At 64.0% G+C, this 25207-nt stretch carries 25 protein-coding genes and 2 pseudogenes; 11 read left to right on the top strand and 16 right to left on the bottom strand.

Annotation, left to right across the window (positions count from 1 at the left end; translation table 11 throughout):
* Positions 1-29 precede the first annotated feature (29 nt).
* The 6 genes from glsA to AC1DN9_RS01370 form a co-directional block, all read right to left on the bottom strand.
* A complete protein-coding gene (gene glsA / locus AC1DN9_RS01345; RefSeq protein WP_478096538.1) occupies positions 30-1034 on the bottom strand; it encodes a glutaminase A in 1005 nt (334 codons plus the stop codon).
* 21 nt (positions 1035-1055) lie between these two features.
* The gene (locus AC1DN9_RS01350; RefSeq protein WP_478096540.1) at positions 1056-1445 is read right to left on the bottom strand and encodes a nuclear transport factor 2 family protein; all 390 of its coding nucleotides are present in this window, start codon (positions 1443-1445) and stop codon (positions 1056-1058) included.
* 73 nt (positions 1446-1518) lie between these two features.
* A complete protein-coding gene (locus tag AC1DN9_RS01355) occupies positions 1519-1707 on the bottom strand; it encodes a hypothetical protein (RefSeq protein WP_478096542.1) in 189 nt (62 codons plus the stop codon).
* Positions 1708-1840: 133 nt separating this feature from the next.
* Positions 1841-3211, bottom strand: a complete 1371-nt coding sequence (locus AC1DN9_RS01360) for an MmgE/PrpD family protein (RefSeq protein ID WP_478096543.1) — start codon at positions 3209-3211, stop codon at positions 1841-1843.
* 61 nt (positions 3212-3272) lie between these two features.
* Positions 3273-4244: a Bug family tripartite tricarboxylate transporter substrate binding protein gene (locus AC1DN9_RS01365; protein WP_478096545.1), complete on the bottom strand. Its 972-nt coding sequence runs from the start codon at positions 4242-4244 to the stop codon at positions 3273-3275.
* Between the two features lie 44 nt (positions 4245-4288).
* Positions 4289-5005, bottom strand: coding sequence for a GntR family transcriptional regulator (locus AC1DN9_RS01370; protein ID WP_478096547.1), 717 nt, complete (start codon positions 5003-5005; stop codon positions 4289-4291).
* 111 nt (positions 5006-5116) lie between these two features.
* On the opposite strand from AC1DN9_RS01370, the gene AC1DN9_RS01375 reads away from it, so the two are divergent.
* The 5 genes from AC1DN9_RS01375 to AC1DN9_RS01395 are packed head-to-tail and all read left to right on the top strand — an operon-like array spanning position 5117 to position 9862.
* On the top strand, positions 5117-6307 hold the full coding sequence (locus tag AC1DN9_RS01375; protein ID WP_478096549.1) for a CaiB/BaiF CoA transferase family protein: 1191 nt from the start codon (positions 5117-5119) through the stop codon (positions 6305-6307).
* 2 nt (positions 6308-6309) lie between these two features.
* The gene (locus AC1DN9_RS01380) at positions 6310-7119 is read left to right on the top strand and encodes an enoyl-CoA hydratase (RefSeq protein ID WP_478096551.1); all 810 of its coding nucleotides are present in this window, start codon (positions 6310-6312) and stop codon (positions 7117-7119) included.
* A gap of 19 nt (positions 7120-7138) precedes the next feature.
* Positions 7139-8125, top strand: coding sequence for a zinc-binding dehydrogenase (locus AC1DN9_RS01385; protein ID WP_478096553.1), 987 nt, complete (start codon positions 7139-7141; stop codon positions 8123-8125).
* A 39-nt stretch (positions 8126-8164) separates the two neighbouring features.
* Positions 8165-9136, top strand: coding sequence for a tripartite tricarboxylate transporter substrate binding protein (locus tag AC1DN9_RS01390; RefSeq protein ID WP_478096555.1), 972 nt, complete (start codon positions 8165-8167; stop codon positions 9134-9136).
* Between the two features lie 48 nt (positions 9137-9184).
* Positions 9185-9862, top strand: coding sequence for a GntR family transcriptional regulator (locus AC1DN9_RS01395; protein ID WP_478096557.1), 678 nt, complete (start codon positions 9185-9187; stop codon positions 9860-9862).
* 154 nt (positions 9863-10016) lie between these two features.
* Here AC1DN9_RS01395 and AC1DN9_RS01400 read toward each other — a convergent pair whose 3' ends face one another.
* Positions 10017-10613: a DUF4158 domain-containing protein gene (locus AC1DN9_RS01400; protein WP_478096558.1), complete on the bottom strand. Its 597-nt coding sequence runs from the start codon at positions 10611-10613 to the stop codon at positions 10017-10019.
* Positions 10531-10950, bottom strand: coding sequence for a MarR family winged helix-turn-helix transcriptional regulator (locus AC1DN9_RS01405; protein WP_478096560.1), 420 nt, complete (start codon positions 10948-10950; stop codon positions 10531-10533). Before AC1DN9_RS01405 ends, AC1DN9_RS01400 begins: the two co-directional genes overlap by 83 nt.
* Positions 10951-11197: 247 nt before the next feature.
* Between AC1DN9_RS01405 and AC1DN9_RS01410 the strand changes: the two genes are divergently transcribed.
* From AC1DN9_RS01410 to AC1DN9_RS01420, 3 genes and pseudogenes are all read left to right on the top strand, one after another.
* A complete protein-coding gene (locus AC1DN9_RS01410) occupies positions 11198-11686 on the top strand; it encodes a tripartite tricarboxylate transporter TctB family protein (RefSeq protein WP_478096561.1) in 489 nt (162 codons plus the stop codon).
* A gap of 16 nt (positions 11687-11702) precedes the next feature.
* A complete protein-coding gene (locus AC1DN9_RS01415; protein ID WP_478096563.1) occupies positions 11703-13223 on the top strand; it encodes a tripartite tricarboxylate transporter permease in 1521 nt (506 codons plus the stop codon).
* A 535-nt stretch (positions 13224-13758) separates the two neighbouring features.
* Positions 13759-14754, top strand: a pseudogene (locus AC1DN9_RS01420) (DUF6351 family protein); the annotation flags it as partial.
* A 250-nt stretch (positions 14755-15004) separates the two neighbouring features.
* Here AC1DN9_RS01420 and AC1DN9_RS01425 read toward each other — a convergent pair.
* The 7 genes from AC1DN9_RS01425 to AC1DN9_RS01455 all read right to left on the bottom strand — a co-directional run bounded on the left by AC1DN9_RS01425 (position 15005) and on the right by AC1DN9_RS01455 (position 21487).
* On the bottom strand, positions 15005-15637 hold the full coding sequence (locus AC1DN9_RS01425) for an N-acetyltransferase (RefSeq protein WP_478096565.1): 633 nt from the start codon (positions 15635-15637) through the stop codon (positions 15005-15007).
* Positions 15638-15642: 5 nt separating this feature from the next.
* Complete coding sequence (locus tag AC1DN9_RS01430) at positions 15643-16248, bottom strand: hypothetical protein (protein WP_478096567.1); 606 nt, start codon at positions 16246-16248, stop codon at positions 15643-15645.
* Positions 16249-16253: 5 nt separating this feature from the next.
* Positions 16254-17084 (bottom strand): universal stress protein, encoded by an 831-nt coding sequence (locus AC1DN9_RS01435; protein WP_478096568.1) that lies wholly within the window; start codon positions 17082-17084, stop codon positions 16254-16256.
* A gap of 61 nt (positions 17085-17145) precedes the next feature.
* On the bottom strand, positions 17146-18105 hold the full coding sequence (locus AC1DN9_RS01440) for a universal stress protein (protein ID WP_478096569.1): 960 nt from the start codon (positions 18103-18105) through the stop codon (positions 17146-17148).
* 120 nt (positions 18106-18225) lie between these two features.
* The gene (locus AC1DN9_RS01445) at positions 18226-18627 is read right to left on the bottom strand and encodes a GreA/GreB family elongation factor (protein ID WP_478096571.1); all 402 of its coding nucleotides are present in this window, start codon (positions 18625-18627) and stop codon (positions 18226-18228) included.
* Between the two features lie 369 nt (positions 18628-18996).
* A complete protein-coding gene (gdhA, locus tag AC1DN9_RS01450; protein ID WP_478096573.1) occupies positions 18997-20340 on the bottom strand; it encodes an NADP-specific glutamate dehydrogenase in 1344 nt (447 codons plus the stop codon).
* Between the two features lie 310 nt (positions 20341-20650).
* On the bottom strand, positions 20651-21487 hold the full coding sequence (locus AC1DN9_RS01455) for a LysR substrate-binding domain-containing protein (RefSeq protein WP_478096575.1): 837 nt from the start codon (positions 21485-21487) through the stop codon (positions 20651-20653).
* 32 nt (positions 21488-21519) lie between these two features.
* On the opposite strand from AC1DN9_RS01455, the gene AC1DN9_RS01460 reads away from it, so the two are divergent.
* Both AC1DN9_RS01460 and AC1DN9_RS01465 read left to right on the top strand, forming a co-directional pair.
* Positions 21520-22032, top strand: a complete 513-nt coding sequence (locus AC1DN9_RS01460) for a Bug family tripartite tricarboxylate transporter substrate binding protein (protein WP_478096577.1) — start codon at positions 21520-21522, stop codon at positions 22030-22032.
* A 345-nt stretch (positions 22033-22377) separates the two neighbouring features.
* Positions 22378-22642: pseudogene (locus AC1DN9_RS01465) on the top strand (transposase); the annotation flags it as partial.
* A gap of 196 nt (positions 22643-22838) precedes the next feature.
* Here the strand turns inward: AC1DN9_RS01465 and AC1DN9_RS01470 are convergent.
* Positions 22839-23762 carry a LysR family transcriptional regulator gene (locus AC1DN9_RS01470; protein WP_478096579.1) on the bottom strand — a complete coding sequence of 308 codons (924 nt, stop codon included), beginning with the start codon at positions 23760-23762 and terminating at the stop codon, positions 22839-22841.
* 92 nt (positions 23763-23854) lie between these two features.
* Here AC1DN9_RS01470 and AC1DN9_RS01475 point away from each other — a divergent pair, with 92 nt between their 5' ends.
* The gene (locus AC1DN9_RS01475; protein ID WP_478096581.1) at positions 23855-25201 is read left to right on the top strand and encodes an MmgE/PrpD family protein; all 1347 of its coding nucleotides are present in this window, start codon (positions 23855-23857) and stop codon (positions 25199-25201) included.
* The last annotated feature ends 6 nt before the right edge of the window (positions 25202-25207 follow it).

Consider the following 25207-nt stretch of genomic DNA (forward strand, 5'->3'; position numbering starts at 1 on the left):
CAAGGCGAACGTTTTGGATTCCGGCGCGTTCAATGATCTGGCTTGGACGCAAACAGGTTCAGGCCCATCTTTTCGGAGAGGTACTTCGAAACGCGCTGACCCTTGATGCTGTTCCCCGCGTCGTCGAGCGCGGGCGAGAAAGTGCCCAAGCCGCCCTTGCCGGGAGCGACCGTCACGATGCCGCCGCTGACGCCGCTCTTGCCGGGCAGGCCGATCTCGTAGAGCCAGTCGCCCGAGAGTTCATAGAGCCCGGCCGTCGCCAGGACCGCGAGCACGCGTTTGCAGACCGACTCGTCGACGACGCGCTCCTCCGTCAGCGGATTGACACCGCCGTCCGCCAGCGTGGCACCCATCACGGCGAGGTCCTTGGCCGTGACCATCAACGAGCACTGCCGCGTGTAGATGTCGGTGGCCTCCAAGGCATCGAAGTAAAGCCGGCCATAGCCTTCGAGCAGCTTGGCGATCCCGCGATTGCGCATGTTCGTCTCCGACTCGGATTCATAGACTTCCGAATCGAGTTCGAGCCTCCGTCCTGCGAAGCGCGACAGCCCTTCATGGATGAACTGCCATTTTTCCTCCGCGCTTGAACCCGGCGCCAGGCTTGTCGCAGCGATTGCGCCGGCATTGACCATTGGATTCATCGTCCGATCCTTGTTGATCTCGAGAGCGATCACCGAGTTGAACGGCATTCCGGTCGCGTTGACGCCCAGCTTCTTTCGAGCCTCTTCCGCCCCGATCGCCTCGCAGACCAGCGCAAAAACGAAGGGCTTCGAAACGCTTTGTATCGAGAACGCGTGGTCCGTGTCGCCGACGGCGTGAATCGAGCCGTCGACCGAAACGACGCAGACCCCGAAAAGCTCCCTGGGTACCTTTGCCAGGGCCGGGATGTAATCGGCGACCTTGCCCTCGTCTGCGGTCTTGTAAAGCGCGTACGCCTCATTCACCAGCGCCCGCACTTCGTCCGGTGGAGGAAGCCGACCGGTTGAAACGCGGGACAGGTCCGACGGTTTGTCCGCAGGGACCGATGTGTGCACAGGCTTTTCTCGCGGCCGGAGTTACTGATTTGCCTGAAGCATCGCCGCCATCTTCTGGTGAATCAGGTTGACGGCCTTCAGGGGACGCAACATCACCTTGAACTCGGTGATCTTGCCGTCGTCGTTCCACTTGATCATGTCGACGCCATTGACGCTGATGCCGTCCATCTCGACCTGGAATTCGAGAACCGCATCGCGGTCGCCCGTGAACTCCCGGACGTAGCGAAACGACGGATTGAAGAAAACGTCGAAGGCGGCGGTCAGATAGCCCTTCGTGATGGCCTTGCCGATTTGCGGCGTGTGCACAACCGGCGAATGGAAGACCGCCTCATCGGCAAGAAGCGCATCGAGGCCGTGCACATCGCGTTCCTTGACGAGGCGGTGCCAGATCTCGATCGGGCTGGGCGACATGGATGGGCTCCGGAAAATGGATGCCCGACTCTGCCTCGCCCCGGCAGGAAAGACAAGCCCGCGCCTGTCGTTCCTACTGGGCCGAAGCCACGGACGCCGTGCTGTGGCTCAGCCACGCAAACACGTCGGGGCTTGCGACACTGACTGTCGTGGCCGCCTCGGCGAGCCTCAGCTCACCCTTTGCGGCTTCGCCGGTGACGATTCCGGCCGCAGATGCCAGGGTCACTGCCCCGGCCAAGATGAAGTTCCATGTCGTGTTCATTGCTGCCTCTCAGGGAAGAGAGTTTGGGGCAAATTACCCGGGCAGAAACAACACAAAACGAACTGCAGTGTTCGTTCTCAGGAAACAATGAGGGGGTTCCAGGATTGGAAAAGGTGAATTCCCGAGGCCGAACTCAGGGGCGCGCCAGCCTGGTCAATTCGCGAACGTCCGAAGCCCCGCCCAGCGCCCAGCAGGCGTTCAACAGTGCGGTGGTCTGCTCGGCGCCAAGAATGGCGTCCGACAGCCCATGGAACTTGCGCTCCAGGTCGGCGTCGTTCATCGGGCGCTGCAGCGAGCCGATCGCATGCTCGACGAACACATGCTCACGACGGCCATCGATGAGCACCGCGGTCACGTCGGCGCTGGCCTCGTTGATCTGGTCATCCACCGTCGCGACGACCTTGCGGCGCAGCGCGACGACGTCCGGGCGTGCCACGATGGCGTCGGCGAACTCCTCTTCGGCGGCGCGGCCGAACAGCAAGCCGGCCGCGCAGCCGTGATAGACGCTGAACTTGCCCTGCAAGCCGTCGGCCGGTTCCTTCTTGCCGGTGAGCTCGAGCACCAGTGAATGCACCTTGAGTTCGATGCGCTCGATCTGCTCGGCCTTGATGCCGCGCTCGCGCAATTGGACGCAGGCATCGATGCTCGGATGAATGACGATGCCGCAGGCAAAGGGCTTGTAGCTGTTGAACGAAATCTCGAAACGTTCGCCGAGCTCGTCGGTGACTTCGTGCCACGCGTATTTCGTCGACACCACCTGCGCCCAGCCCCGAGGCGCTTCGATCGCCTTCGGGCTCGCGGTGTAGCCGTGCTTGGCCATCAACGCAGCCATCAGGCCGGCACGCGCCGCACCGCCCGGATGAAAAGGCTTGGTCATGGTGCCGAACTGCTCGCGCAGGCCGACCGGCTGCGAAGCGGCAATGCCGAGCGCCATCGCGGTCCGGTCCGCGTCCAGGCCGAGCAGGCGCGCGCATCCTGCCGCGGCCCCGAGCATCCCGGTAGTGCCGGTGATGTGCCATCCGCGGTCGTAGTGCTCGGGATAGACGGTGTTGCCCAGGCGGCAGGCAACGTCGATGCCGAGCACCAGTGCGTCGAGCACTTCGCGGCCGCTCGCACCGGTGTGCTCGGCCAGTGCCAGCAGGGCCGAGGCCACGGGGCCAGCCGGGTGGATGATGGTCTTGAGATGCGTGTCGTCGAAATCGAAGGTGTGCGAGGTGATGCCGTTGAGCATCGCCGCGTTCGCGATGTCGACCTTCTCGGCGCGCCCGAGGATCGTGGCCTGCGGCGCGGGTTGCAGTTCCTTGACGGCCGCCAGCGCGGCCTCGACGGCCTCATGCCGTGCGGCGCCCACGGCGCAACCGAGCCAGTTGAGAAAGGTGCGATGGGCCTCGTGGTCCACCGCGTCGCTCCAGCCGCGCGAGGCGTGGCCTGCCACGTAGTCGGCAAGGATGCGTGTGATGGGCGGGGCGTTGTGGTCTGCGGCGACCTGGGTGTTGCGGGCCATGGATGAAAAGTCTTCGCGTGATCGGTTGAAGAAGGAGAAAGAAAGGGAAGGGGAGCAGGGCTCAGTTTTCGAGCTGGATGTGTCGGTCTTGCGCGAGTTGGGTCCAACGCGCGACATCGGCGCGGATGTAGTCGCCGAACTCCTTCGAGGTCATGGGCATGGGCTGGATGGCTTCGATCGACAGCTTCTCGGCCATGTCAGGCGCCTTGAGGACCGTATTCAGCGTGTTGTTCAGCGTCTGCACCACGTCGGCAGGGATGCCGGCCGGGCCGACCACGCCGTACCACTGCATGGCGTCGAAGCCTTGCAGGCCGAGTTCCTCGAGCGTCGGCACGTCCTTGATTTGCGGATGGCGCGTCTTGCCGGTGACGGCCAGGGGGCGCGCCCGGCCCGACTTGATGTGCGGCATGGCGGCGGCCAAGCCCGGAAACATGGCCTGGGTCTGGCCGCCGATCAGGTCGGTGAAGGCAGGTGCGACGCCGCGATAGGGCACGTGCGTCATTTGCAGGTCCAACTGCTGCTTGAACAGTTCCATGGTCAGGTGGGTCAGCGAGCCAGCGCCCGCCGAGCCGTAGCTGAGCTTGTTCGGGTTGCTCTTCACGTACTCGACGAACTGCTTGAAGTCCTTCGCAGGCACGTCGGCATTGATGACCAGCACATTGGGCGTGCCGCCGATCATCCCGATCGGGGTGAAGTCCTTGATGGGGTCGTAGGGCACGCGGCGCGTGGCCGGGCTTGTGCCGTGCGTGGCGACGTAGCCCTGCATCAAGGTGTAGCCGTCCGCAGATGCGCGCGCCGTGTTCTGCGACGCGATCACGCCGCCGCCACCGCCCTGGTTGTCAACGATGAAGGTCTGGTTGAGCAGCTTGCCCCAGCGCTCGGTCACCGTGCGGCCCACCATGTCGCTGCCGCCACCGGCAGCCACCGGCACGATGTAGCGGATGGGCTTGTTGGGGAAGGCCTGCGCGTGCGCGATGCCATGGAGCCCCAGCAGGGTCGAAGGGATTGCGAGGGTGAAGGTACGGCGTTGCATGGGATGTCTCCTTTTGCTTTTGAGGGAAGCGGCTGTGCTGTCGGTCAGCGCCGGGTGCTTTGCAAGCGGGCGTAGGCGTCGCTGACGTGGCGTGCCATCAGGTGCTCGCAGCGGGCGATGTCGCCCTTGTGCAGGGCGGCGGCGATCCTGGTGTGCTCGGTGATTGACGCGCGCATGCCTGTGTCCTGCGAAAGATTCTTCAGGCGCGACAGGTGCAGCTTCTGGACGATGCCCCGATAGGTGTCTGCCATGGCATTGTTGCCCGCGGCCTTGACGATGGCCCAGTGGAAGCGAAGGTTCTCGCGGTAGTAGCGCTGTACATCGTGAGCGGCAAAGGCGGCGTTCATGGCGACGATGGAGGCATCGAGCACATCGGCCAATGCAATGCGAGCGCCATCGTCGAGCCGCGCCGCGCGCCGCCCCGCAAAGCCATCGAGCACGCCACGCATCTCGTAGAGATCGCGCACCTCTTCGGGACTCGGCTCGCGGACGAACACCCCCGCGTGCTTGCGCGCCACGACCAGGCCGGTGCTTTCGAGTTCGCGCAGGGCCTCGCGCACGGGAACCCTCGATATGCCGAGGCGCGCGGCGACGTCGGGCTCGTTGATGCGCTGGCCGGGCTGGAGTTCACCCCGCAGGATCATGGCCAGCATGTCGTCGCGGACCAGCTTGGCCAGCGGAATGTCGCGCACGGTCGAGCGTTGGTCGGCGGGTGTGTCGGAGAGCCAGGGCAGCATCCGGATGTCCTTCAAGGTTGGCATATCGTATACGACAACTCCATCAAATGTCCACGTTTCATCGATAAGTGTTGACACTTATAGATAAAATGAAAACAATCTGGCGCATCCCAGCACTTCCTCCCACCTCTCCGAATGCCCCATCTGCCCGCCTCACCCGCCCTGCAGCGCTTTCGCGTGATCGACCTCACCCAGGTGCGCGCAGGCCCGACCGCCTGCCGGCAATTGGCCGACTGGGGCGCCGATGTCATTCAGGTTCAGATGCCCGAACACATGCGCGGTGACGACACGCTCGGTGGGCAGGACGGCTCCGACTACCAGTACACCCATCGCAACAAGCGCTCCATCACGCTGAACCTCAAGGAAGAGGCGGGCATCGCGACATTGAAGCGACTGATTGCCGGCGCGGATGTGGTCGTCGAGAACTTCCGCCCCGACGTGAAATACCGCCTGGGCATCGACTACGAGACGCTGGCGGCGGACAACCCGGGGCTGGTCTACGCCAGCATCTCGGGCTTCGGGCAGACCGGCCCGCTCGCGACGCGACCGGGCTTCGACCAGATCGCGCAGGGCATGGGTGGCTTGATGTCAGTGACCGGCCTGCCGGGCGACGGCCCCGTGCGCGTCGGCATTCCGATCGCCGACCTGTGCGCCGGCATCTTTGCGGCACAGGGCATCCTGGTTGCACTGCTGGAGCGCGAGACCTCCGGCCGCGGCCAGTGGCTGCACACCTCGCTCCTGGAGTCGATGGTCTACATGATGGACTTCCAGACCTCGCGCTACCTGATCGATGGCGAGGTCGGCACGCAGGCGGGCAACTTCCATCCGACCAGCATCCCGACGGGCGTCTACAAGGCGCGCGACGGCTATCTCAACATCGCGGTGTTCGGCTCCAAGATCTGGGAACGCTTCTGCAACATCCTCGGCGCGCCGGAATGGATCACCGATGTGCGCTATCACGACAAGCCGTCGCGTTCGGTCAACCGCGATGCGCTCAACGCGGAGATCAACCGGCGCCTTGCCACGCATGACCGAAGCCACTGGATCGAGCAGTTCAACGCCGGCGGCGTGGCCTGCGGCCTGATCAGCGACATGCGCGAGGTCTTCGGGGAGCCGCAGATCGAGCATCTGGGCATGGTCAAGGAAGTCGTCTCGGCGAGCTTGGGTCCGCAACGCCTTGTCGGGCAGCCGATGCAACTGGAGCGCACGCCGAGCACGATCGCCCGCGCCGCCCCGCGCCGGGGAGAACACACCGAGGAAATCCTGCGCGAACTGGGCATCGATGCGGACGAACTCGCCCGCATGAAAGCGACCGGAGTTTTTTGAACATGTCGAATCCCACCTACGAATCCCCAACCGAACGCGTCCAGACCTGGCTCGACGCAAGCACGCTGCACATCCGTTTCAACAACCCAGTGCGTCACAACGCGCTGTCGGTCGACATGTGGGAAGCCGTGCCGCCGCTGCTTCGTCTGGCGCAGCAAGACGATCGTGTGCGTCTCGTCGTGTTCTCGGGGGCTGGGGAGAAGGCCTTCGTCTCCGGCGCCGACATCTCGCAGTTCGAGGATATGCGCGCCGCGCGCGAAGCCGTGACCCGCTACGAAGCCATGGCCGAAGAGGCGCTGATGAGCATCCACGACTTCCCGAAGCCGACGCTCGCCTGCATTCGCGGCTACTGCATCGGCGGCGGCGTGAATGTGGCGATCAGCTGCGACATCCGTATTGCGTCCGAGGACGCGGTGTTCTCGATCCCAGCGGCGCGCCTGGGTCTGGGTTACCGCTATTCGGCGATGAAGAACCTGGTCGACCTGATCGGCCCCGGCGCAGCGAAGGATCTGTTCTTCACGGCCCGTCGCATCGACGCCGTCGAAGCCAAGTCACTGGGACTGGTGACACGCGTTGCCGCTCCGGCAGCGCTGGAGCAACTGCTGGCCGAGTACACCGACGCCATCGCCGACAACGCGCCATTGACGGTGGCGGCCGGCAAGGCGATCACGCGCGAGATCCTCAAGCCTTCGCCGGAACTGGACCTGGCGCTGTGCACGTCGCTGATACGCGGTTGCTTCGAGAGCGCCGACTACACCGAAGGCCGCACGGCCTTCATGCAGAAACGCAAGCCGGTCTTCAAGGGCCGCTAGCCAGGGAATCGGAGACACCATGCAGTCTTACTGGATGCAGATGACCGACACGGCCACGGTGTTGGAAGTGCGCGAAACCGATGTGCCGAAGCCCGGACCGCAGCAGTTGCTGGTGCGCATGCACGCCGCGGCGCTCAACCGCGGCGAGTTCGTCGCGGGACACGGCCTGCACGGCCAGGCCGGCAGCTGGAAGGCGATCGGCGGGGAGGGCGCCGGCGAGGTTGTCGCCGTCGGGGCCGAAGTCACCCGCTTCAGGCCGGGCGACCGGGTCATGGGCAGATGCGCCGGTGCGTTTGCCGAGTACGCGTTGATGGAGGGAGCCGAGGCGATGGCCATGCCGTCCGGCCTGTCGTGGGAAGAAGCCGCGAGCGTCGCGCTGACCTTTCTCGTGTCGTATGACATGCTGGTGTTGCAGGGCCGGCTCCGGGCTGGCGAGTGGGTTCTGATCAACGGTGTGTCGTCGGGCGTCGGCGTGGCCTCACTTCAACTTGCCAAGGTCCTGGGTGCGAAAGTCATCGGCACCTCGGGTTCGGCGGACAAGCTGGCTTCGCTGAAGCACCTCGGTCTGGACGTCGCGCTCTGCACGCGCGCGTCGGATTTCGCAGCAGCAGTGATGGAGGCGACCGGGCAGCACGGCGCAGACCTGGTCGTCAACACGGTCGGCGGGACGGTCTTCGCGGAGAACATCCGCGCCATCGCCTTCGAAGGCCGGCTTGCGACCGTGGGCTACGTCGACGGCGTCGTGCATGCGGACCTCGACCTTGCGGTGCTTCATGCAAAGCGGCTCACGCTGTTCGGGGTTTCCAACAAGCTGCGGAGCAAGGCGCAGCGGGCGGCCGCAGTGCCTGCTTTCGTCGCGGACGTGCTGCCGCACATCGCATCCGGCGTCATCAGGCCGCAGATCGATCGGGTGTTCGACTTCTCGCAGCTTCAGGACGCCAAGGCGCACATGGAAGCCGGAGGCCACATCGGAAAGATCGTCCTGCGCATGCCGGCCGCGGCCTGATCCCAAGACAAGACAACGCAAAAAAATGGAGACAAGCGCATGAAGATGAAAACCCTTGCATTGGCACTTGGCCTGTGCACATTCGGCTGCACGGTGTGGGCGCAGCCGGCCGACTATCCGAACAAACCGATCCGGCTGGTCATCGGCTTCGCGCCGGGTGGTGCAGCCGACCTGGTTGCGCGAGCCATGAGCGATTCATTGGGCAAGGCGCTCGGCCAACCGGTGGTGGTCGACAACAAGCCGGGCAATGGATCGAGCATCGCCGCGGATCTGGTCGCCAAGGCACCGCCCGATGGCTACACGCTGCTGATCGCGAGCCCGAGCAGCATTTCCGTCAATCCCGCGCTCAATCCCAAGCTGACGTACACGGCGCGCGATCTCGCGCCCGTCACGAAGATCACGACTTCGCCGCTCGTGCTGGCCGTCAATCCTTCCACCGGGATTCACTCGGTCGCCGATCTCATCGCCGCCGCGAAGAAGGAGCCTGGCAAGCTCAACTACTCCACGTCGGGGAACGGTTCGGCACCGCACCTGGGCGCTGCGTTGTTCAGCCAGGTCACCGGCGCGGTCATGACCCACATTCCTTATCGTGGGGGCAGCCTGGCGATCCAATCGGTGATGGCGGGCGATACGCAGTTGACCTTCGGCACTTCGCCCTCGGTGCTGCCGATGGCGAGCGGAGGGCGCCTGATCGCGCTCGCAGTCAGCACGCGAGAGCGTTCGCCTTTGGTGCCGGGGCTGCCCGGCATGAAGGAGGCGGGGCTGCCTGAGTACAACCTCGAATTCTGGTACGGCATGTTCTTGCCGGCCGGAACGCCGCCTGCGATCGTCGCGAAGATCTATGACGCGACCATCAGCGCCATGCAGCAGCCAACGGTCAAGGCAACGCTGGCGCGCGAAGGGACCGAGGTGTCGCTCTCGAAATCGCCCGAGCAGTTCAACAGCTTCCTGGCCGAAGACAGCAAGTTCTGGGTCAACCTGGTCAAGAGCGCCAACGTCAAGGTGGAGTGAAGGGCTGGCCGGCAAGGTCCCCCACATCGTCAGACGTTAGGATTGGTCATGCCGCCCCCATCTTCCAGCACTCGTGGTTCCGCACTGTCGGACGCGATCGTCACTGAACTCAAGCAGCTGATCTATACCGGCGAATTCAAGCCGGGGGAGCGGCTCAACGAAGCGGCGCTGGCGTTGCGCATGGGCACCAGCCGCGGGCCGATCCGCGAGGCCATCAAGGTGCTGGCAGGCCTGGGCATCGTCACGGCCGTCGCCAACCGCGGTGTGTTCGTGCGGCAACTGTCGCTGCGTGAGATGGTCGAGATCTACGAATTGCGCGCGCTCGTGTTCGGCTACGCCGCCGAGCGTGCCTGCGAGCATCTGACGGAGGATCACAAGAAGCAGTTTGAGGAACTGCTTGCAGCGATGGACGCTGCCTGCGAGGCGGAGGACGGCACGCTCTACTACGAACTCAACCTGCAGTTCCACGCCCTGATCCTCGTACTTTCGAACAACCGGCGCGCCCATCAGGCCTACGACGACTACGTGAAGGAACTGCACCTCGTGCGGCGAAAGTACTTCAACGCGCCGGGCAACATGCGCCGTTCGAACGTGGAGCATCGCGCGATCTACGATGCCATCGCGGCATCGAACCGCACGCGCGCGCGGGCGGCGGCGGAACGCCACGTGCTCGCCGGCAGGGAGCGGCTGCTGTCCAACTTCGAGGCGCCGCTCCCGGGCGCTTGAGCCCACCGAGGCACCGCGACGGTCGGCCGACCACCTAGCCCAAGGCTAGCAGGTCCTGGATCGACGACCTCCACAGCCTGGCGTCGCTGTTCGATGCGCGCGGTCATCGATGGGCGGCGCATCACGACGTGAGCCGCATAGGCCTGTTGCTTGCTCAGGGCGATCGAATCCAGCGCCCAGTTATGCACCCACAATGCCTTGAGGGCGCGGATCTTCTCCAGGGTCTCCGCGATCGTGCTCGCGAGTGACGCTGGGGCGGTGTCTTGAGCCACTCCAAGTGGCTGCCTGATGCTGCGGGGGAGGGTGCATAAGCCCAATCGATGGCCGGGCGCAACGCCGCCTTTCCAATCGCCGTCTCGATCGTTGCGGCCATCGCAGCCTCCGTGGCGTCGAACGCCTTGCGGGCCCAGTCGGCAATTCGGCGTGAGCCTGGAATGATGATTCGTCTGCCGTACAGCCAGATGCGGGCGGTTCGCACCAGGTCGTCCGGGTGAGCGGCCTCCAGGGCAGCGACCGCGAGAACCTGTTCGAGCTTCTGCCGCTGGACCTCATCCAGGTCGTTCAGTCCAAGATAGGTGCGAGCCCAGACTTGGTGCTCGTACAGCGTCTGGCGACGTTCGTAGAGTGACCGGAGGCTGGCGATGCTCACGCTGGGCGATCTCAACGCTTCAGGAAAGTCGTGTGCGCTTGGCGAAAGCCACGACCTCTGCAAGCTCGGCCACATGGTCCGCATGCTGGGTGGCGAGCGCATCGAGTTTCCCGCGGCCCGCAGGCAGCAGATGAACCTCCACCTGGCGGCGATCCGTGGTGCTTGAACTGCGCCTGACGAGACCCGCTTCCTCGCAACGCGACACCAACGCAACCACCCCGTGCGGCTGGGCCTGCAGCCTTTCCGCGATCTCGCTGATCGAGGCCCACTCCCGCCCCGGAAAACCCTGCGTGTGCAGCAGCACCTGGTACTGAAGCACGGTAATGCCTTCGGCGCGTGCCGCGTCCTCGCTGAAGCGAAGGAAGCTTCGGAGTCTGAACCTGAAGTCCGAAAGCGCTTCGAAACGCTGCTTGTCGATGGGTCCCCGCGTGCTGGACATTGTTGGCTCTGAAGGAGATGAGGCAATGCAATGTAGCAGCGGCGTGGTCACATGAGGGTATTCACTCACAACATGATGTATTTATCCTCATAACATGACATACCTGACTGCAGTCTGACTGCTGTCTGACTCGCGTAGGCGGTGCGCTCTTTGGGGCGCCGAACGCAGATTCCATGCAAGCCCTCGCTCCATGCTGCGCCTGCGGCGCAAATGACCAAACCCATTCTGATCAATGGGAAGACCGCCTATGCCAATCAAGAGCAAGAAGAACTTCGTCTCCGGCCTCATGTTCGCCTGCGTGGGTGCGGCGTTCGCGCTGGGAGCCACCAGCTACAACGTCGGCAGTGCGGCTCGAATGGGGCCGGGCTACTTCCCGCTGATCGTCGGTGTGCTGCTGGCGGCGCTGGGACTTGTGGTGGTCGCCGGATCGCTCACTGGGAAGACGGTCGACGGGGATCCGGTCGGCAAGATCGCCTGGAAGCCACTCGGCTTCGTCATCGGCGCCAACCTGCTATTCGGCATCTTGCTCGCGGGCCTGCATAGCGTCGGCCTGCCGGCCATGGGACTGATCATTGCGATCTACGCGCTCGTCATCGTGGCGTGCATGGCAGGCACCAATTTCTCGATGAGGCTAGCACTGATCCTCGCGACCGTGCTCGCCATCGGTTGCTACCTGATCTTCATCATCGGCCTGAAGCTGCAGTTCCAGGTGTGGCCCACCTTCATCAGCGGTTGAACACGAACCCGCACCTATGACTGATCTGATCAACAACCTTTCGATCGGCTTCGCCACTGCGGTGACGCTGCAGAACCTGGTCTACGCGTTCTTTGGTTGCCTGCTGGGCACGCTGATCGGCGTCTTGCCGGGCATCGGCCCCACGGCCACGATCGCTATGCTGCTGCCGGCCACCTACGCGTTGCCACCTGTGGCCGCGCTGATCATGCTGGCCGGCATCTATTACGGCTCGCAGTACGGGGGGTCGACCACCGCCATCCTGGTCAATCTCCCCGGCGAGGCCTCGTCTGTCGTGACCGTGATCGACGGTCACCAGATGGCCAAGCAAGGGCGGGCGGGGCCTGCGTTGGCGGCCGCCGGTCTCGGCTCGTTCTTCGCCGGCTGCGTCGGCACGCTGATCCTGGCGGCTTTTGCGCCTCCGCTGACCGAGATCGCCTTCAAGTTCGGCCCCGCCGAGTATTTCTCGCTGATGATCCTAGGTCTGATCGGTGCCGTCGTGCTTGCTTCCGGCTCGCTGATCAAGGCCATCTGCATGATCCTGCTCGGTTTGCTGCTGGGCCTAGTCGGCACCGATGTCAACTCGGGCGTTGCGCGCTACACCTTCGACATCCCCGAACTCACGGATGGACTGGGATTTATTGCCATTGCGATGGGCGTGTTTGGCTACGGCGAGATCATCGCGAACCTGGCCAGGCCCGAGGAAGAGCGTGAGGTATTCACGGCCAAGGTGTCCGGCCTGTTCCCGACCAAGGATGACTTCAAGCGCATGCTGCCCGCAGTGCTGCGCGGCACTGCGCTCGGCTCGTCTCTCGGCATCTTGCCTGGGGGTGGCGCGTTGCTGTCGGCCTTCGCGTCCTACACACTGGAAAAGAAAGTAAGGCTCAAGACAGGAGAGGTTCCGTTCGGCAAGGGCAACATCCGCGGGGTGGCCGGCCCCGAAGCGGCCAACAACGCTGGTGCGCAGACGTCCTTCATCCCAATGCTGACGCTCGGCATCCCGCCCAACCCTGTGATGGCCCTGATGGTCGGCGCCATGACCATCCACAACATCCAGCCTGGCCCACAGGTGATGACCAGCAACCCGGAACTGTTCTGGGGTTTGATCGCGTCGATGTGGATCGGCAACCTGATGCTTGTGATCCTGAATCTGCCGCTAATCGGCCTCTGGATCAAGCTGCTCACGATTCCCTACAAGTGGCTGTTCCCGGCGATCGTGCTGTTCTGTGCCATCGGCGTGTACTCGACCAACAACAACGTGTTCGATATCTGGCTGGTCGCGATCTTCGGCGTGGTGGGCTATGCCTTCATCAAGCTCGGCTGCGAACCTGCGCCACTACTGCTCGGGCTCATTCTCGGGCCGATGATGGAGGAAAACCTGCGGCGGGCACTGCTCCTCTCGCGCGGCGACTGGAGCGTGTTCGTCACGCGTCCGATCTCGTTGGGTTTGCTGATCGCAACTGTGCTGCTGATGGTGATCGTACTCTTGCCGTCGATTCGATCCAAGCGCGAAGAAGCCTTCGTCGAAGAGGCCGGATAGGGGTTCTGTCGCGGCGGCTCGGTCGTGAGGTCGCTGAGGACATTGCCCAGTCCGAGCTGGGTGCTCGGCGACTTGGCGCGCGATGCAGCGAAGCGGGGGATCCGGTTCTGTCGCAGTAGCAGCGCCGGAATGAGCGACCCTGGTCTTCCAGGTCGATCAAAATGCCAACGAGTAGAACGTCGATGCTGCGGACATGTCTTGGCCTTTTTCGTTCGATCGTGCACCGACTACAAGATTACCAGCGCGGCCTTATCGCGACAGAACCATTGGGTGCCCAGCATCCCGTCGCTCGCCGCGCTGTGCCATTTTCCGGACAAAGCTGATTTCCGCCGTGCGGTTTTCCATCCGCCCAGGCCAGGGAAAACCATGAGCGGCATCTCCTGTCTCCTTTGAATTCAAGGACTTGCAAGCAAGGCCTCGCTTGGCATGTGCGTTGCTATTGACGTGCGCCCCGGCATCGGGCGCCACCGCGCGGTGGTGGTGCGGACCGCGGCCCTGGGCACTTTTCGCAAGTCCAAGAAGGAGACAAGAGACGATGAACACGATCGACAAGGTCTTTCGCAGCCGGCGCGTGCCCGCGCAGCTGAGTGCGCTCAGCGCGGCGCTCATCCTGGCCGCCTGCGGCGGGGGAAGCGATGGCAGCATCAGCAGCGGCAGCAGCGGCAGCAGCGGCAGCAGCGGCAGCAGCGGCAGCAGCGGCAGCAGCGGCAGCAGCGGTACAGGCACGGCAGGCACCACGTTCGCCAAGTCTGACAACTCGGTGCTCGGCGAGCCGCGCAACAGCGCGCCGACCATCCGCATCAACGTGCTGTCTTCCAAGCCGCATCTGGTGTCGGGCGACGACGCCCTGGTCGAGCTGGAAAAGCTGGTGCCGCAGCCCAGTGCGGACTTCCGGGTGACGCTCAACGACGTTGACGTGACCGACGTGTTCCAGACGCTTCCGACCACCGGCAAACTCGTCGGCAAGCTCACGGGCTTGAAGCCGGGCGACAACGACCTGGTGGCCAAGTTCCGCGGCTACCGTGCGCACCAGGTGCTCACGGCCTATCCCGTGACGGGGCCGATGATCTCGGGCCCGCACGAGCAGCCCTTCGTCTGCGGCTACGCAACCTTCACCCGCATGGGCGGGCAGCCGCTCACCCCCACGGGCGACGACAAGTGCTCGGTCGTGACGCGGGTGGACTACTACTACCGCAACACCTCGGGCGGCAACACGCGCTTCATCCCCGAGAGCATCACGGCGTACCCGGCCAACATGAGCTACCTCACCATTGACGGCAAGACGGTGCCCTACGTGGTGCGGCTGGAAAGCGGCACCATCAACCGCGGCCTGTACCAGTCGGCGATCCTGCATGACGTGCTCAACGAGCCGCCGCCGTCGCCCAGCTCGCGCCCGGCGGGTTGGACCGGTGGTCTCATTTATCCGCTGGGCGGCGGCTGCCAGGGCGGCTGGTTCCAGCAGGGCAACGACTTCGCCACGCTGATCAACCCCACCTACCAGAGCCGCGGCCTGGCGGTGACCACCTCCACGCTCAACGTCTTCATCGGAGGTCGGGGTGGATCGAAGTGTGCGAATTATCCGTGCGTCGATCCGCAACGCCCTCTCAGGCCGCCCACGAAGCCACCCTGTGGGCGGCCGTGGTCAACGCGCGATCTACTGCCTCCCCGATCAGCGTTCGCGCGCGACGCCAAAGGCCTCGGATGTTCGGCCGCGCTGCGCCACGCGCGCGATACGAGTACGCCGGCTTCGCCTGAACCGATTGCGGCGGAGGCATCCGGTTTCAGAACGGGACATGTTGCATTCCGACCGCCGCGCAGAACTGTGGCAGCGACCACTTCGCCGGGAGCAAGAACATCCGAGTTTCCAGTCGATCGAGATCCCCGGGATCAATATCACGGCCCAGATACGTGAGCTTCTTGTTGCGAAGTTCGGCGAACCCCGATTCGTAGCGCCGCGCCAGACTACGCCACAGGGCGTGCGCACCCGCTGACTGACGCGCCCCTGTCATCAGGCAGATTCCGGTGGCGAGCGCCCAGTCGTAAACCGCCGTTGCGATACCCAGCCGTTGGTATTCCGCCCTATAGCGTGAGTGAGGAGAGCGAAGATGTCGATCCGCCCGACGGTCGACTTCGACCAATCTGTTGAAGACCGTGCAGCCCGCAAGACATCGCCGCTGCATGTCTTCGACGTACGCGTAGAGCTCGCCGTCGGCCTCCCGGATGCGCACTTTGAGATGTGGATCGCGAAGACCGAAGGTCGGCAGGCCGTGCAGTGGGTCGCCCGGCTTATGAATGCGGTCGTAAACGGACGCGAGCGACTTGCCGCGGTCCGTGGACGGGTCGACATCGAGCCGAAGTTCAGCCGGGCGGTGAAAAGGGATTCGGAAATGGGGAAACGGCAGTGCAAGGATCATGGCTGTCAGCCCGTGGGATTGGAAGGTGTCGATCCAGGAAGAGTCTTCCCGTCTGCTGCCCAGCTTTCGGCTCGGAGTAGGTCGACAGAAGTAGTCATCGCTCGTTCATACCGGTCCAGCCATGTCCAGAAGGCGGCAGAACCGTGTCCGAATGAATTGACGATGCGCGCCAATCCAATGAGATTGACAAGTCGGCCTTCAGCACGAATCACCAGGTCATACGACTGCATGTCTTGCTCCAGAATCCGTACCCCCCGGAAACTGAGTTCGGCCAGAACTTCACGAGCATGGGCATGCGGAACCTTGATGCGCAGAAACATCACGGGCTCGACCCATGCGTCCAACTCGGGGTCTATGTACGTGTGAATCTCGGGCTTGCGGAAGACGACCTTCGCGTCATGCACATTCCCAATCACATGCTGCGCCTCTTCCAGGAAGCGCTCGTCGGCGGCGTAGATCCGCCCACCCCGGCCTTCGCACACCACGAGATATCGATCCGGGCGTGACAACCACTCCACCACGCCACGTTCCTCGAAGATCCGGAGTCCTTTTGCGCCCGGTAGCAGCGATTGCCGCAGCGGATAGTGGGCAAGTCTGTCGTTATTGAACATTCACATCACCTCTTCGAAAATTGGAAGGTCTGAGCGCCACGAGCCGTGCATCGACGGTCGGCCCATTGAATAGCGTCCATTTGAGGCTTTGGCTCGATGCGCAGATCGTGGGGTACCAACAGAACGTCGCCCCTGGACCACCACAGCACGCGGTGTGCCACGCTCCCAAAGAGGAAATCCGAGAAGCCAGAACGCCTGCGCTTGCCGACCACTATGAGTTCGGCGTTGGAATGCTGTTGTTGAATGACTGACTGGCGCGCCACATCGCTCCTGCCGATCCTGGTGGCGACCCGGTTGCGTCGACCAGTCGACGATTCGCTCGCGCGCTTGGTGCTCAGCGCGTGGAACGGCTCGATTTCAGCGTCGAGCGAGCGAGCCAGTTTCAACAGCTTCTGGGAGTTGGGCGTGGAGTCGATCGCCACCAGAATCCGGCGGTAGCGATGAAACACCTCCAGCCGTGCCAACAAGATCGGGCAAGGCACGATGCGCTGCAGGCGTTCGATGGGTTGGCCGCAGAAGAAGGTTTTGGCGGTTTTTTTCCAACGTTCGCCGACAACCAGCAAGTCTGCCCACCGAGCTTCCTCGGCGACCGCTTGCAGGTGTCCGCTGGTGTCGGCAACGTTCTTTACGAGAATGTCGAAGCGTGTGTAGATCTCTGCGGCGAGTCGCTTCACGTCCTGCTCGACATCTGTGTTGGTGGAACCACCAAGATCCCACGGCGCATACATGATTTTCAGCAGGGAGCGCTGCTGTGCAGCGAGCATCGCAGCACGAAGCACTGCGCGATTGCCCTGCGGCGAAAGGTCGGTGACGGCGAGAATGGAATGGAAGTTCATCGTTGTTCTCCTGATGGGCAAGTCGCAGCTATCCGAGGCTGATCGATTCGGCTGAGGCTTCTTATGCTCCGCCAAACACCGCAGCCGGATTGGGGAGGTGAGGTGGCTTGGGTGCGCCGGCCCTGACCCTGCGCACTGCAGGTTCGCCCGTCGACAGCCTCTTCGCAGCAGTGGCGCTGGACGCGGGCTCGTAGTCGTGAGGTACCACGAGGACGTCCGTGTTCGAGTAGCCAAGAATCCTGCTCGCGGTGCTTGCGAAGAAGAGGTCCCTCAGTCGCGATGAGGGATGCCTGCCAACGACGATGAGTTCAGCGCCGCTGTTCTGCTGCTGCACGACCGTTTGCCTGGCAGCGTCGCCGTGGCCGACAGCGGACATCACACGATTGCGCCTGGAGTCATACGAATCCGTCAGCCAGAACATCCTGTCCTGAGCGTAGCGCCGGCACTCGCTGCGGTAGGCCTTGATGGCGCGATCCGAGACCTCGGCATACCGAAGCTTTCCCTCGTTGGCCGTGCTCACCGCATGGAAGAGCTCGACCTGGGCCGACTTGCTGAGAGCAAAGCCAAGGTCGACAAGCCCGCGGGACGCCTCCGTGAAGTCGACGGCAACAAGCAGGCTGCGGTAATCATGTTCGGCCTCGCGCCGCACGACGAGAACGGGCCGCTTGGCGGTTCGAAGGAGCTCTTCGACCGGCTGGCCCATGAAGAAGGACCGCAGACCCTTCACCGACGCAGTACCCCAGACGACCAGGTCAGCGCGTCGCACTTCAGGCAGAAGGTCCTCGACAGTGAAGCCACGGCGGCTCACTGCACGTGCCCGGATGCCATGGCGCTGACTGAGCTGTGTAGCGTGGTGCGCCAGCCTGGTGGCAGCATCTGCAGGCGGTGCCTCGCCTGAGTAGGCCAGGCAGACGAGCTCGAGCGTCGAGCTGTGTTCCGCACTGAGAAGGGCCGCGCGAGCCAGCGCGTTGTTCCCGCGCGGGGAGAAATCGGTCACAGCGAGGATGGAGTGAGGGGTCATGGCAAATCCTTTCGATATGGCTAGCGCCAGCCTCCCGGCGCAGGCATTGCGACACGGGAATGCGGGTGCGGAGTGCGGCGGCTCTCAGGCGAGCCGTGGTCGACCTGGTGGTCGGGGGGATTACCGGGAGTAGTCGCCGGTGGCCTCGGGCTGGTACTGGATCGCCGCGATTTCGGCGGCGCACTCCTCGCCGGTCGGTGTGAGCCATCGGGCGACGTCACCGGTCTTCAGGCCCAAGAGGCTGTTGCCCACTGGCGAGAGCACAGAAATGAAGCCCGCGACGGGCTCGGCGTCTCCCGGGTAGCAAATCGTGAGCACCTGGCGCCGGCGCGTGCGCACGTCGACGACTTCCGCGCGTGAGTACATCGTGACGACATCCGCGTTGACGGCGCGGGAGCTGGTGACCTCCGCGGTGGCAAGCAAATCCGCGAGAGCGGGTGGAAGCTGCTGGCTTGGAAGCTTCGTCAGGCGGGCAAAATCAAGGTCGGTAAGCGTGCGCTCGTCGTGAACAACTGCATGCATGTCTGCACTCCATCGAATGCGAACGCCGTCTGAGAATGGCGTTCGCCAACGCGCGGGGCTTGTGCCCGGCGGTGGATGGTTGCGCTAAAAGGGGAGAGAGCGGACCGCCGGGCTTAGGAATGTGCTGGCGTCAGCTGACGACGCGCCGTCTTTGCGGCAGCACTCGCGTAGCTCACTGCGAGAAGCAGTGCAGCCAAGGCAGCGTGGGTGCAAATCAGGGTGGTCGTCATGAGGGGGAGTGTAGGCGGTTCAATTTATTCCGCAATCGTCGGAACCCAATGTCCTCACGGCCTCTGCCAGATTGCACGTCCTGAAGACTCCGGGCTCTCTGATGACGAGGCCCGTCACGAGACGCCAAGCGCCGGACGGTTAGATGACGCCTTGCGCCAGCATCGCGTCGGCCACCTTCACAAATCCAGCGACGTTGGCGCCGCTCACGTAGCTGATCGTGCCGTCTTCTCGCCGGCCGTGCTGAAGGCAAGCCTCGTGAATGCTGCGCATGATGCCGTGCAGCCGCGTGTCGACTTCCTCGCGCGGCCATGAGATGCGCATCGCGTTCTGGCTCATTTCAAGTCCGGAGGTTGCCACGCCCCCGGCGTTGCTGGCCTTGCCGGGCGCGAACAGAACGCCGCTGCCTTCGAACGTTCGAATGGCGTCCATGGTGGAGGGCATGTTCGCGCCCTCGGCGACACAGCGCACGCCGTTGCGGACCAACGTAGCCGCGTCTTCGCCGCCGAGTTCATTCTGCGTGGCGCAGGGCAGCGCAACGTCGACAGGTACATTCCACGGACGCTTTCCTGCGTAGAACTCGGCGCCAACCCGCCGAGCGTACTCGTCCACCCGGCCATAGAGATGGTTCTTCACTTCCATCAGTTGCGCCAGCTTGTCCTGCGTGAAACCGGCCTCGTCGTAGACCATGCCACTCGAGTCGGACACCGTGACGACACGGGCGCCAAGCGCCATGGCCTTTTCGATCGCAAACTGCGCCACGTTCCCTGACCCGGAGACGCTGATCCGCAGACCTTCAAGCGAGCGCCCCTCCTGCCGGAGCATCTCGTCGACGAAGTAAACAACGCCGTAACCGGTGGCTTCGGGCCGCATCAGTGATCCGCCATAGCTCAACGCCTTGCCGGTGAAGACGCAGTCAGCGCTGTTGCTGAGCTTCTTCATCATGCCCGCCATGAACCCGATCTCACGCGCGCCGACGCCGATATCGCCCGCGGGAACATCCCGGTCGGCACCCAGGTGGCGGAAAAGCTCGCTCACAAAGGCTTGGCAGAACCGCATGATCTCGCCCGGGCTGCGCCCCTTGGGATCGAAGTCGGATCCGCCTTTGCCACCGCCCATGGGGAGCGTCGTCAACGCATTCTTCAGAGTCTGCTCGAACGCGAGGAACTTCAGAATCGAAAGGTTCACCGAGGGATGAAAGCGCAATCCACCCTTGAAGGGCCCGATCGCCGAGCTGTGCTGGATACGGTAGCCGCGGTTCACATGCACATCGCCGTGGTCGTCCACCCAGGACACGCGAAAAATGATGGCCCGCTCAGGTTCGACAAGGCGGTCGAGCAGTCCGTGGTCCGCATACCTGGGGTGCTTCTGAATATGCGGCCACAAGCTTTCGATCACTTCCCCGACAGCCTGCAGAAACTCCGGCTGGTCGGGATTGCGCGTTGCAACGCAGTTCAGGAATTCTTCTGACGATCGGTATTTCATTTGTTGAGGGTTGGCCAGGGGTGTGGTGAGACGGCCAAATGCGGCCCTGCGCTTGCGACGTCGCGAGCCAACGCGACGCCGCTGAATCTTATCAACGCCCGGACTTGCGATTTCGCGCTCGAGCGCCTGGCCGACGCCTTGGCCAACGGGTTGCTGCCGTCCGCAGTGGATAGCGAGCGTGCCGATGGGCTGCGTGGCGTTCGGATCGTGCCGAGACGGGCTATTCCGGCGCGATCCTGGCCTGTCTCACGTAGGCGCCCCAACGGTCGTAGTCGCGCTTCACGACTTTCTTCCACGAGAGGCCCTGGCGCTATCTCCCGGTTACTCGCCTCTTCGGCACGAAATTTCCGCTGGCGCAGCGTATTGCATCTGCGAACTCGACGAGGATCGCAGGCCTCTTCGTTCCGCCTCGTCGAAAGAACAGGCCGAACGAGGGCAGGATGATCTGCGGCAGGACTCTGAGTCTCTGTACACCGCCTCGGGCGACTTCGTCCAGCGCATGCTCCAGTCGCACCGCGCACACCAGTGAAGGATCCTTGCGAAGCACGGTGCCGATAGTCACCGAGGACATCGCCTCGATGACCGGTAAGGGCGGCGTCACGCCGCTGTTGAGGAAGGCGGTCATGAATGCTTGCCTCACCAGCGTTTCCTTCGGTGGCACCACCCACGGCGCGGCTCGCAGATCGGCCCACCGCAACCTCCGCCCTGTCACGCTCTCGTTCGCACTGGACGCAAGCACACACAGCTGGTCCTTCAGCAGCACGACAGGCTCGAGCAAGCCGATCACGTCACTGGAGATCAGCTCCGGAGTGATGGCTCCGAAGACGCAGTCGAGTTCGCCGTCGAGCAGGCGATGGATGAGCTCATGGACGCGGCCCTCTCGCAACTGAACGGCCGCGCCCGGCATTCGCCGCCGCAGCTCGACGATGGCCGCTGGAACGGTCGCGGTGACCGACGGGGCACCCACGCGCAACACTGCGGTAATCCCGCTTTGCATGGCATCAACGTCCTCGGTGGCGCAGGCCAGCTCATTCAGCACTGCTCGCGCTCGGAGTACGGCACTTGATCCTAAGGCGTTCGCATGAATCCCTTGATGGCTGCGTTCGAACAGTTTGGCCCCGAAGCAGCTCTCGAGCTCGCCGAGCATTTTGCTGATGGCAGGCTGGCTGAGATGCAGCCGTGCCGCCGCACCGCGCATCGTGGGTGTCGCCTCACCTGACGGCCGAGCTCCTGTTGCGCGCCGCTGGCGTCACAGGCATCGTGGTGCAGTACCGTGGCGATGCGCCGGCCTACACCGAGCTTCTTGCCGGGCGGATCGACGCCACCTTGACGGCCATCACGACTGCGGTCCCCCACATCCAAGCCGGCAGGCTGCGCGTTTTGGGAGTCGCCACGGAAGAGCGCACGCCGCTCTACCCGGATGCGCAGACCTTCCGGGAGCAGGGACTGCCCTCCGTCGTCGGCTATGGCTGGTACGGCATGCTCGCGCCTGCAGGAACATCAGCGAGCATCGTCGCGCGATTAAACGCTGAGATCAATGCTGCAGTGGCCGACGCAGATGTCCGTCGCAAAGCCGAGGCCGCTGGACTGCAGCTGCGCGGAAGCACTAGCGCCGAGTTCAGTGCGTTCATCGCCAGCGAGACGCGCAAGTGGGCGCAGATCATCAAGTCCGCGAATATCACAGCCGAATGATGAACGCGAATTCCAGGGCGCAGCAGTGCGCCCCACACGCGCGAGTGGGTTCCTCGCGGTGGTGGTCGACGGATCCGTGATGGTCATTTCTCCAGGTTTGGCCTTGCAACGCGACACCACGTCGTAATTCGTGATCGGCCGCCCGTTGCTGACTTTGAGTGTGAGCATGCGGCGAACGAACACATCTTGGCGACGGTCACAGCGGACGGTAGCCTGCGTGACAGGACGTTCAGCTCTGCTGCCAGCGATGCGGAAGCAGTTCGTCGATGTCGCTATGTGGCTGCGTCGGCAAGCGCAGGAACATGTTCCGCAGGTCGGCCTACGGATCGTGCCCGTTGAGCTGACGCCGAGATGGAGCGCATTGTGCCCTGGGCACGGTTGATCGTGGTGATCGAACCGCTCCACCCCAAGAGCGGGCGCCGTGAGTCGACAACCGATCGGCGTGTCCAAGATGCTGCGCATATATTGCCTTCAGCAGTGGTACGGTCTGGCCGACGAGGCGCTGGAGGAGGCGCTGTGCAATAGCCAGTCGCTGCGCGACTTCGTGGGCATCGACTTGTCGCGCGAGTCGGTGCCCGACGCGACGACATTGCTGAAGTTCCGGCGCCTGGGCGCACGCGCCATCGCGTCCGTCGACGCAGCGCTCACTTGGAAGGTTTCCTGGCGCGCGCGGACGATGCGGCTTTCTTGCCTTTCGCATGGGCCTCGAAAATGCGGCCGCCGTTGCGGCCAGACTCTCGCGCAGATGCGCGATCTCGCGCTCCGACTGCGCATGCTGGTGCTGCAACTGCGAAGCGAGATCGCACCTATTCGATAGCGGACGAAGAGTTTGCGTCCTTCGCATCGTCAAGGAACTGCGCGCGCAGCCCCTCGGCAAAGCGCATCGCCAACCGCGAACGCGGCCGGTCTCTCGGAAAGATCAGGCACAGGCTGAGTTCCACAAGCGGCCGGAACTTCCGGAACACGACGTCGGGAAGTGGATACTGATGCACCGTGGCCAGATCCACCAAGCCGATGCCGACGCCTTCAGCCACCATCAAGCAGGCTGCTTGAGACGAATTGACCTCGACGGCGACCACGGGGGAATCCAGTCCGTGCGCGCCGTAGGTCTGTTGGATCGCCATGCCGGTGCGCGTTGCCGGGCCGGTGGCCACCACAGTCTGGCCGGCGAGATCCTTGGGGGTCAGGTGCTTGCGGCGTGCGAGCGGCGACTTGCCGGGCACGGCGCACACGACACTCGATTTGCCCACCTTCTCAACCACGACGCTGGGGTCCATCACCGGCGCATAGACCAGTCCGATGTCCACGTCCCGTCTGGCCACGCGCTCCTCGATGGCGCGTGCCGTCGGCAGCGCATGAATGGTCACCTGCGCCCCCGGACTGTGCCGGTGCAGGCGCGACACCGCCCGAGGCAGATAGGCGTTCACGAAGGTGGGCGAAGCGGCGATGGCCAACCGTCCGATGCGGCCGTCGCGCAGCTGGTCGACCGAGCGGTTCAGGGTCTCGATGCGGCCGAAGATTTCCTGCACATCAGGGAAAAGGTCGGTTGCCTCCGGCGTGGGCTGCAGCCGTCCTGCGATCCGCTCGAACAACTTGAACTTGAGTTGCTGTTCGGCATGGCGCAGGACGTTGCTGACCGCCGGCTGGGTCACGTTGAGCAGTTGTGCGGCGCCTGTCACGGACCCGGACTGCATCACAGCGTGGAAGACCTCAAGGTGGCGAAGATTCACGACGATGCCCCGAAAAAGCCATCACTTTAAGTGATGAGGTACCGAAGAATATTCATTGGCTCCAAATACGAAGCCCGGACAAGATGCGGCGCATGGAGACAGACAAGCGCGAACAGGGCCTCACCATGCGAATGGCGACAGAGGCCCTCCAGATACGTCACGAGGAGATGCCTGCGGCTGTCCGCGGCGTCGCGCGGGATTGCCTCGCCGACTGGCTGGGCTGCACGTTCGCCGGCTTGCAAGAGCCGACCGCGGCGATCGTCACGCGCGCCGTGCTGGAGGAGGGCGGCGCGCCACAGTCCACTCTGGTCGGGCGCGGCATCAAGGCCAGCATGGCGCAAGCCGCACTGGCCAACGGGACGGCATCTCACGCGCTGGACTACGACGACGTGAACCTGGCTTTGCCGGGACATCCCAGCGTGGCGATCCTGCCGGCGCTGCTCGCGCTTGCAGAGCATCGCGACGCGCCAGGGGACGCGGTAGTGGCGGCGTTTGCCGCCGGCTACGAGACCGCTTGCCGCCTCGGGGTGCTTCTGGCGCCAGACCACTACGCCAACGGCTTTCACGCCACTGCGACCATCGGAACCCTCGGTGCGGCAATGGCCTGTGCCCATCTGCTGCAGCTGTCCCCGACACAGGCCGCCCACGCGCTCGGCGTGGCTGCGACGCAGGCGGCGGGCCTGAAATCGATGTTCGGCAGCATGGCCAAGCCGCTCCATGCCGGCCAGGCGGCGCAGGCGGGGGTCAGGGCCGCCTTGCTGGCGAGCAAGGGATTCGAGAGCCGCATCGACGCGCTGGAATGCGAAGGCGGATTCGGCCGCGCGCACGGCGCCGCCTTCCACGTCGAAGAGGCCTTGTCGACGCCTGCCGGCGGTTGGCATCTGTTGCACAGCATCTTCAAGATTCATGCGGCCTGTTTCAGCACGCATTCGACCATCGAGGCCGTTCTGGCCTTGCGAAATGAGCACGGCCTGGCCGCTGATGACGTCGTGCAAGTTCACGTGTCTGCGGGACAGGCCTGCGCGATTTGCAACATCCAGCAGCCATTCACGGGCCTTGAAGCCAAGTTCAGTCTCCGCGCGGCGGCAGCCTTGGCGCTGCTGGGGATAGATACCAGCAGCCTCCAGGCCTGGGACGGCGTGCGCGAGGAACACGTGCGCAGGGTGCTCGAGCGTGTGCACGTGGAGCTGGGCCCGGGTCAGGGGCTTTCGGAATCCACCGTCACGCTGCAGCGGGCCGACGGTCGCACCCTGACGCGTCACCTGGACGTCGGGGCCGCCCTTGCCGACAAGGGGGAGCAGGCGAGGCGCGTGGATGCCAAGTTCCGGGCCATTGCAGCACCGGTGATCGGCCGTGAGCGCTGCGACCGCATCCTGGATCGACTGGGCTCGTTTGGGCGCGGCACCGGCTGCGCGACGCTCATGCGCGAAATGAACTGATCAACT

This window comes from Variovorax sp. 05L425, assembly GCF_056397705.1.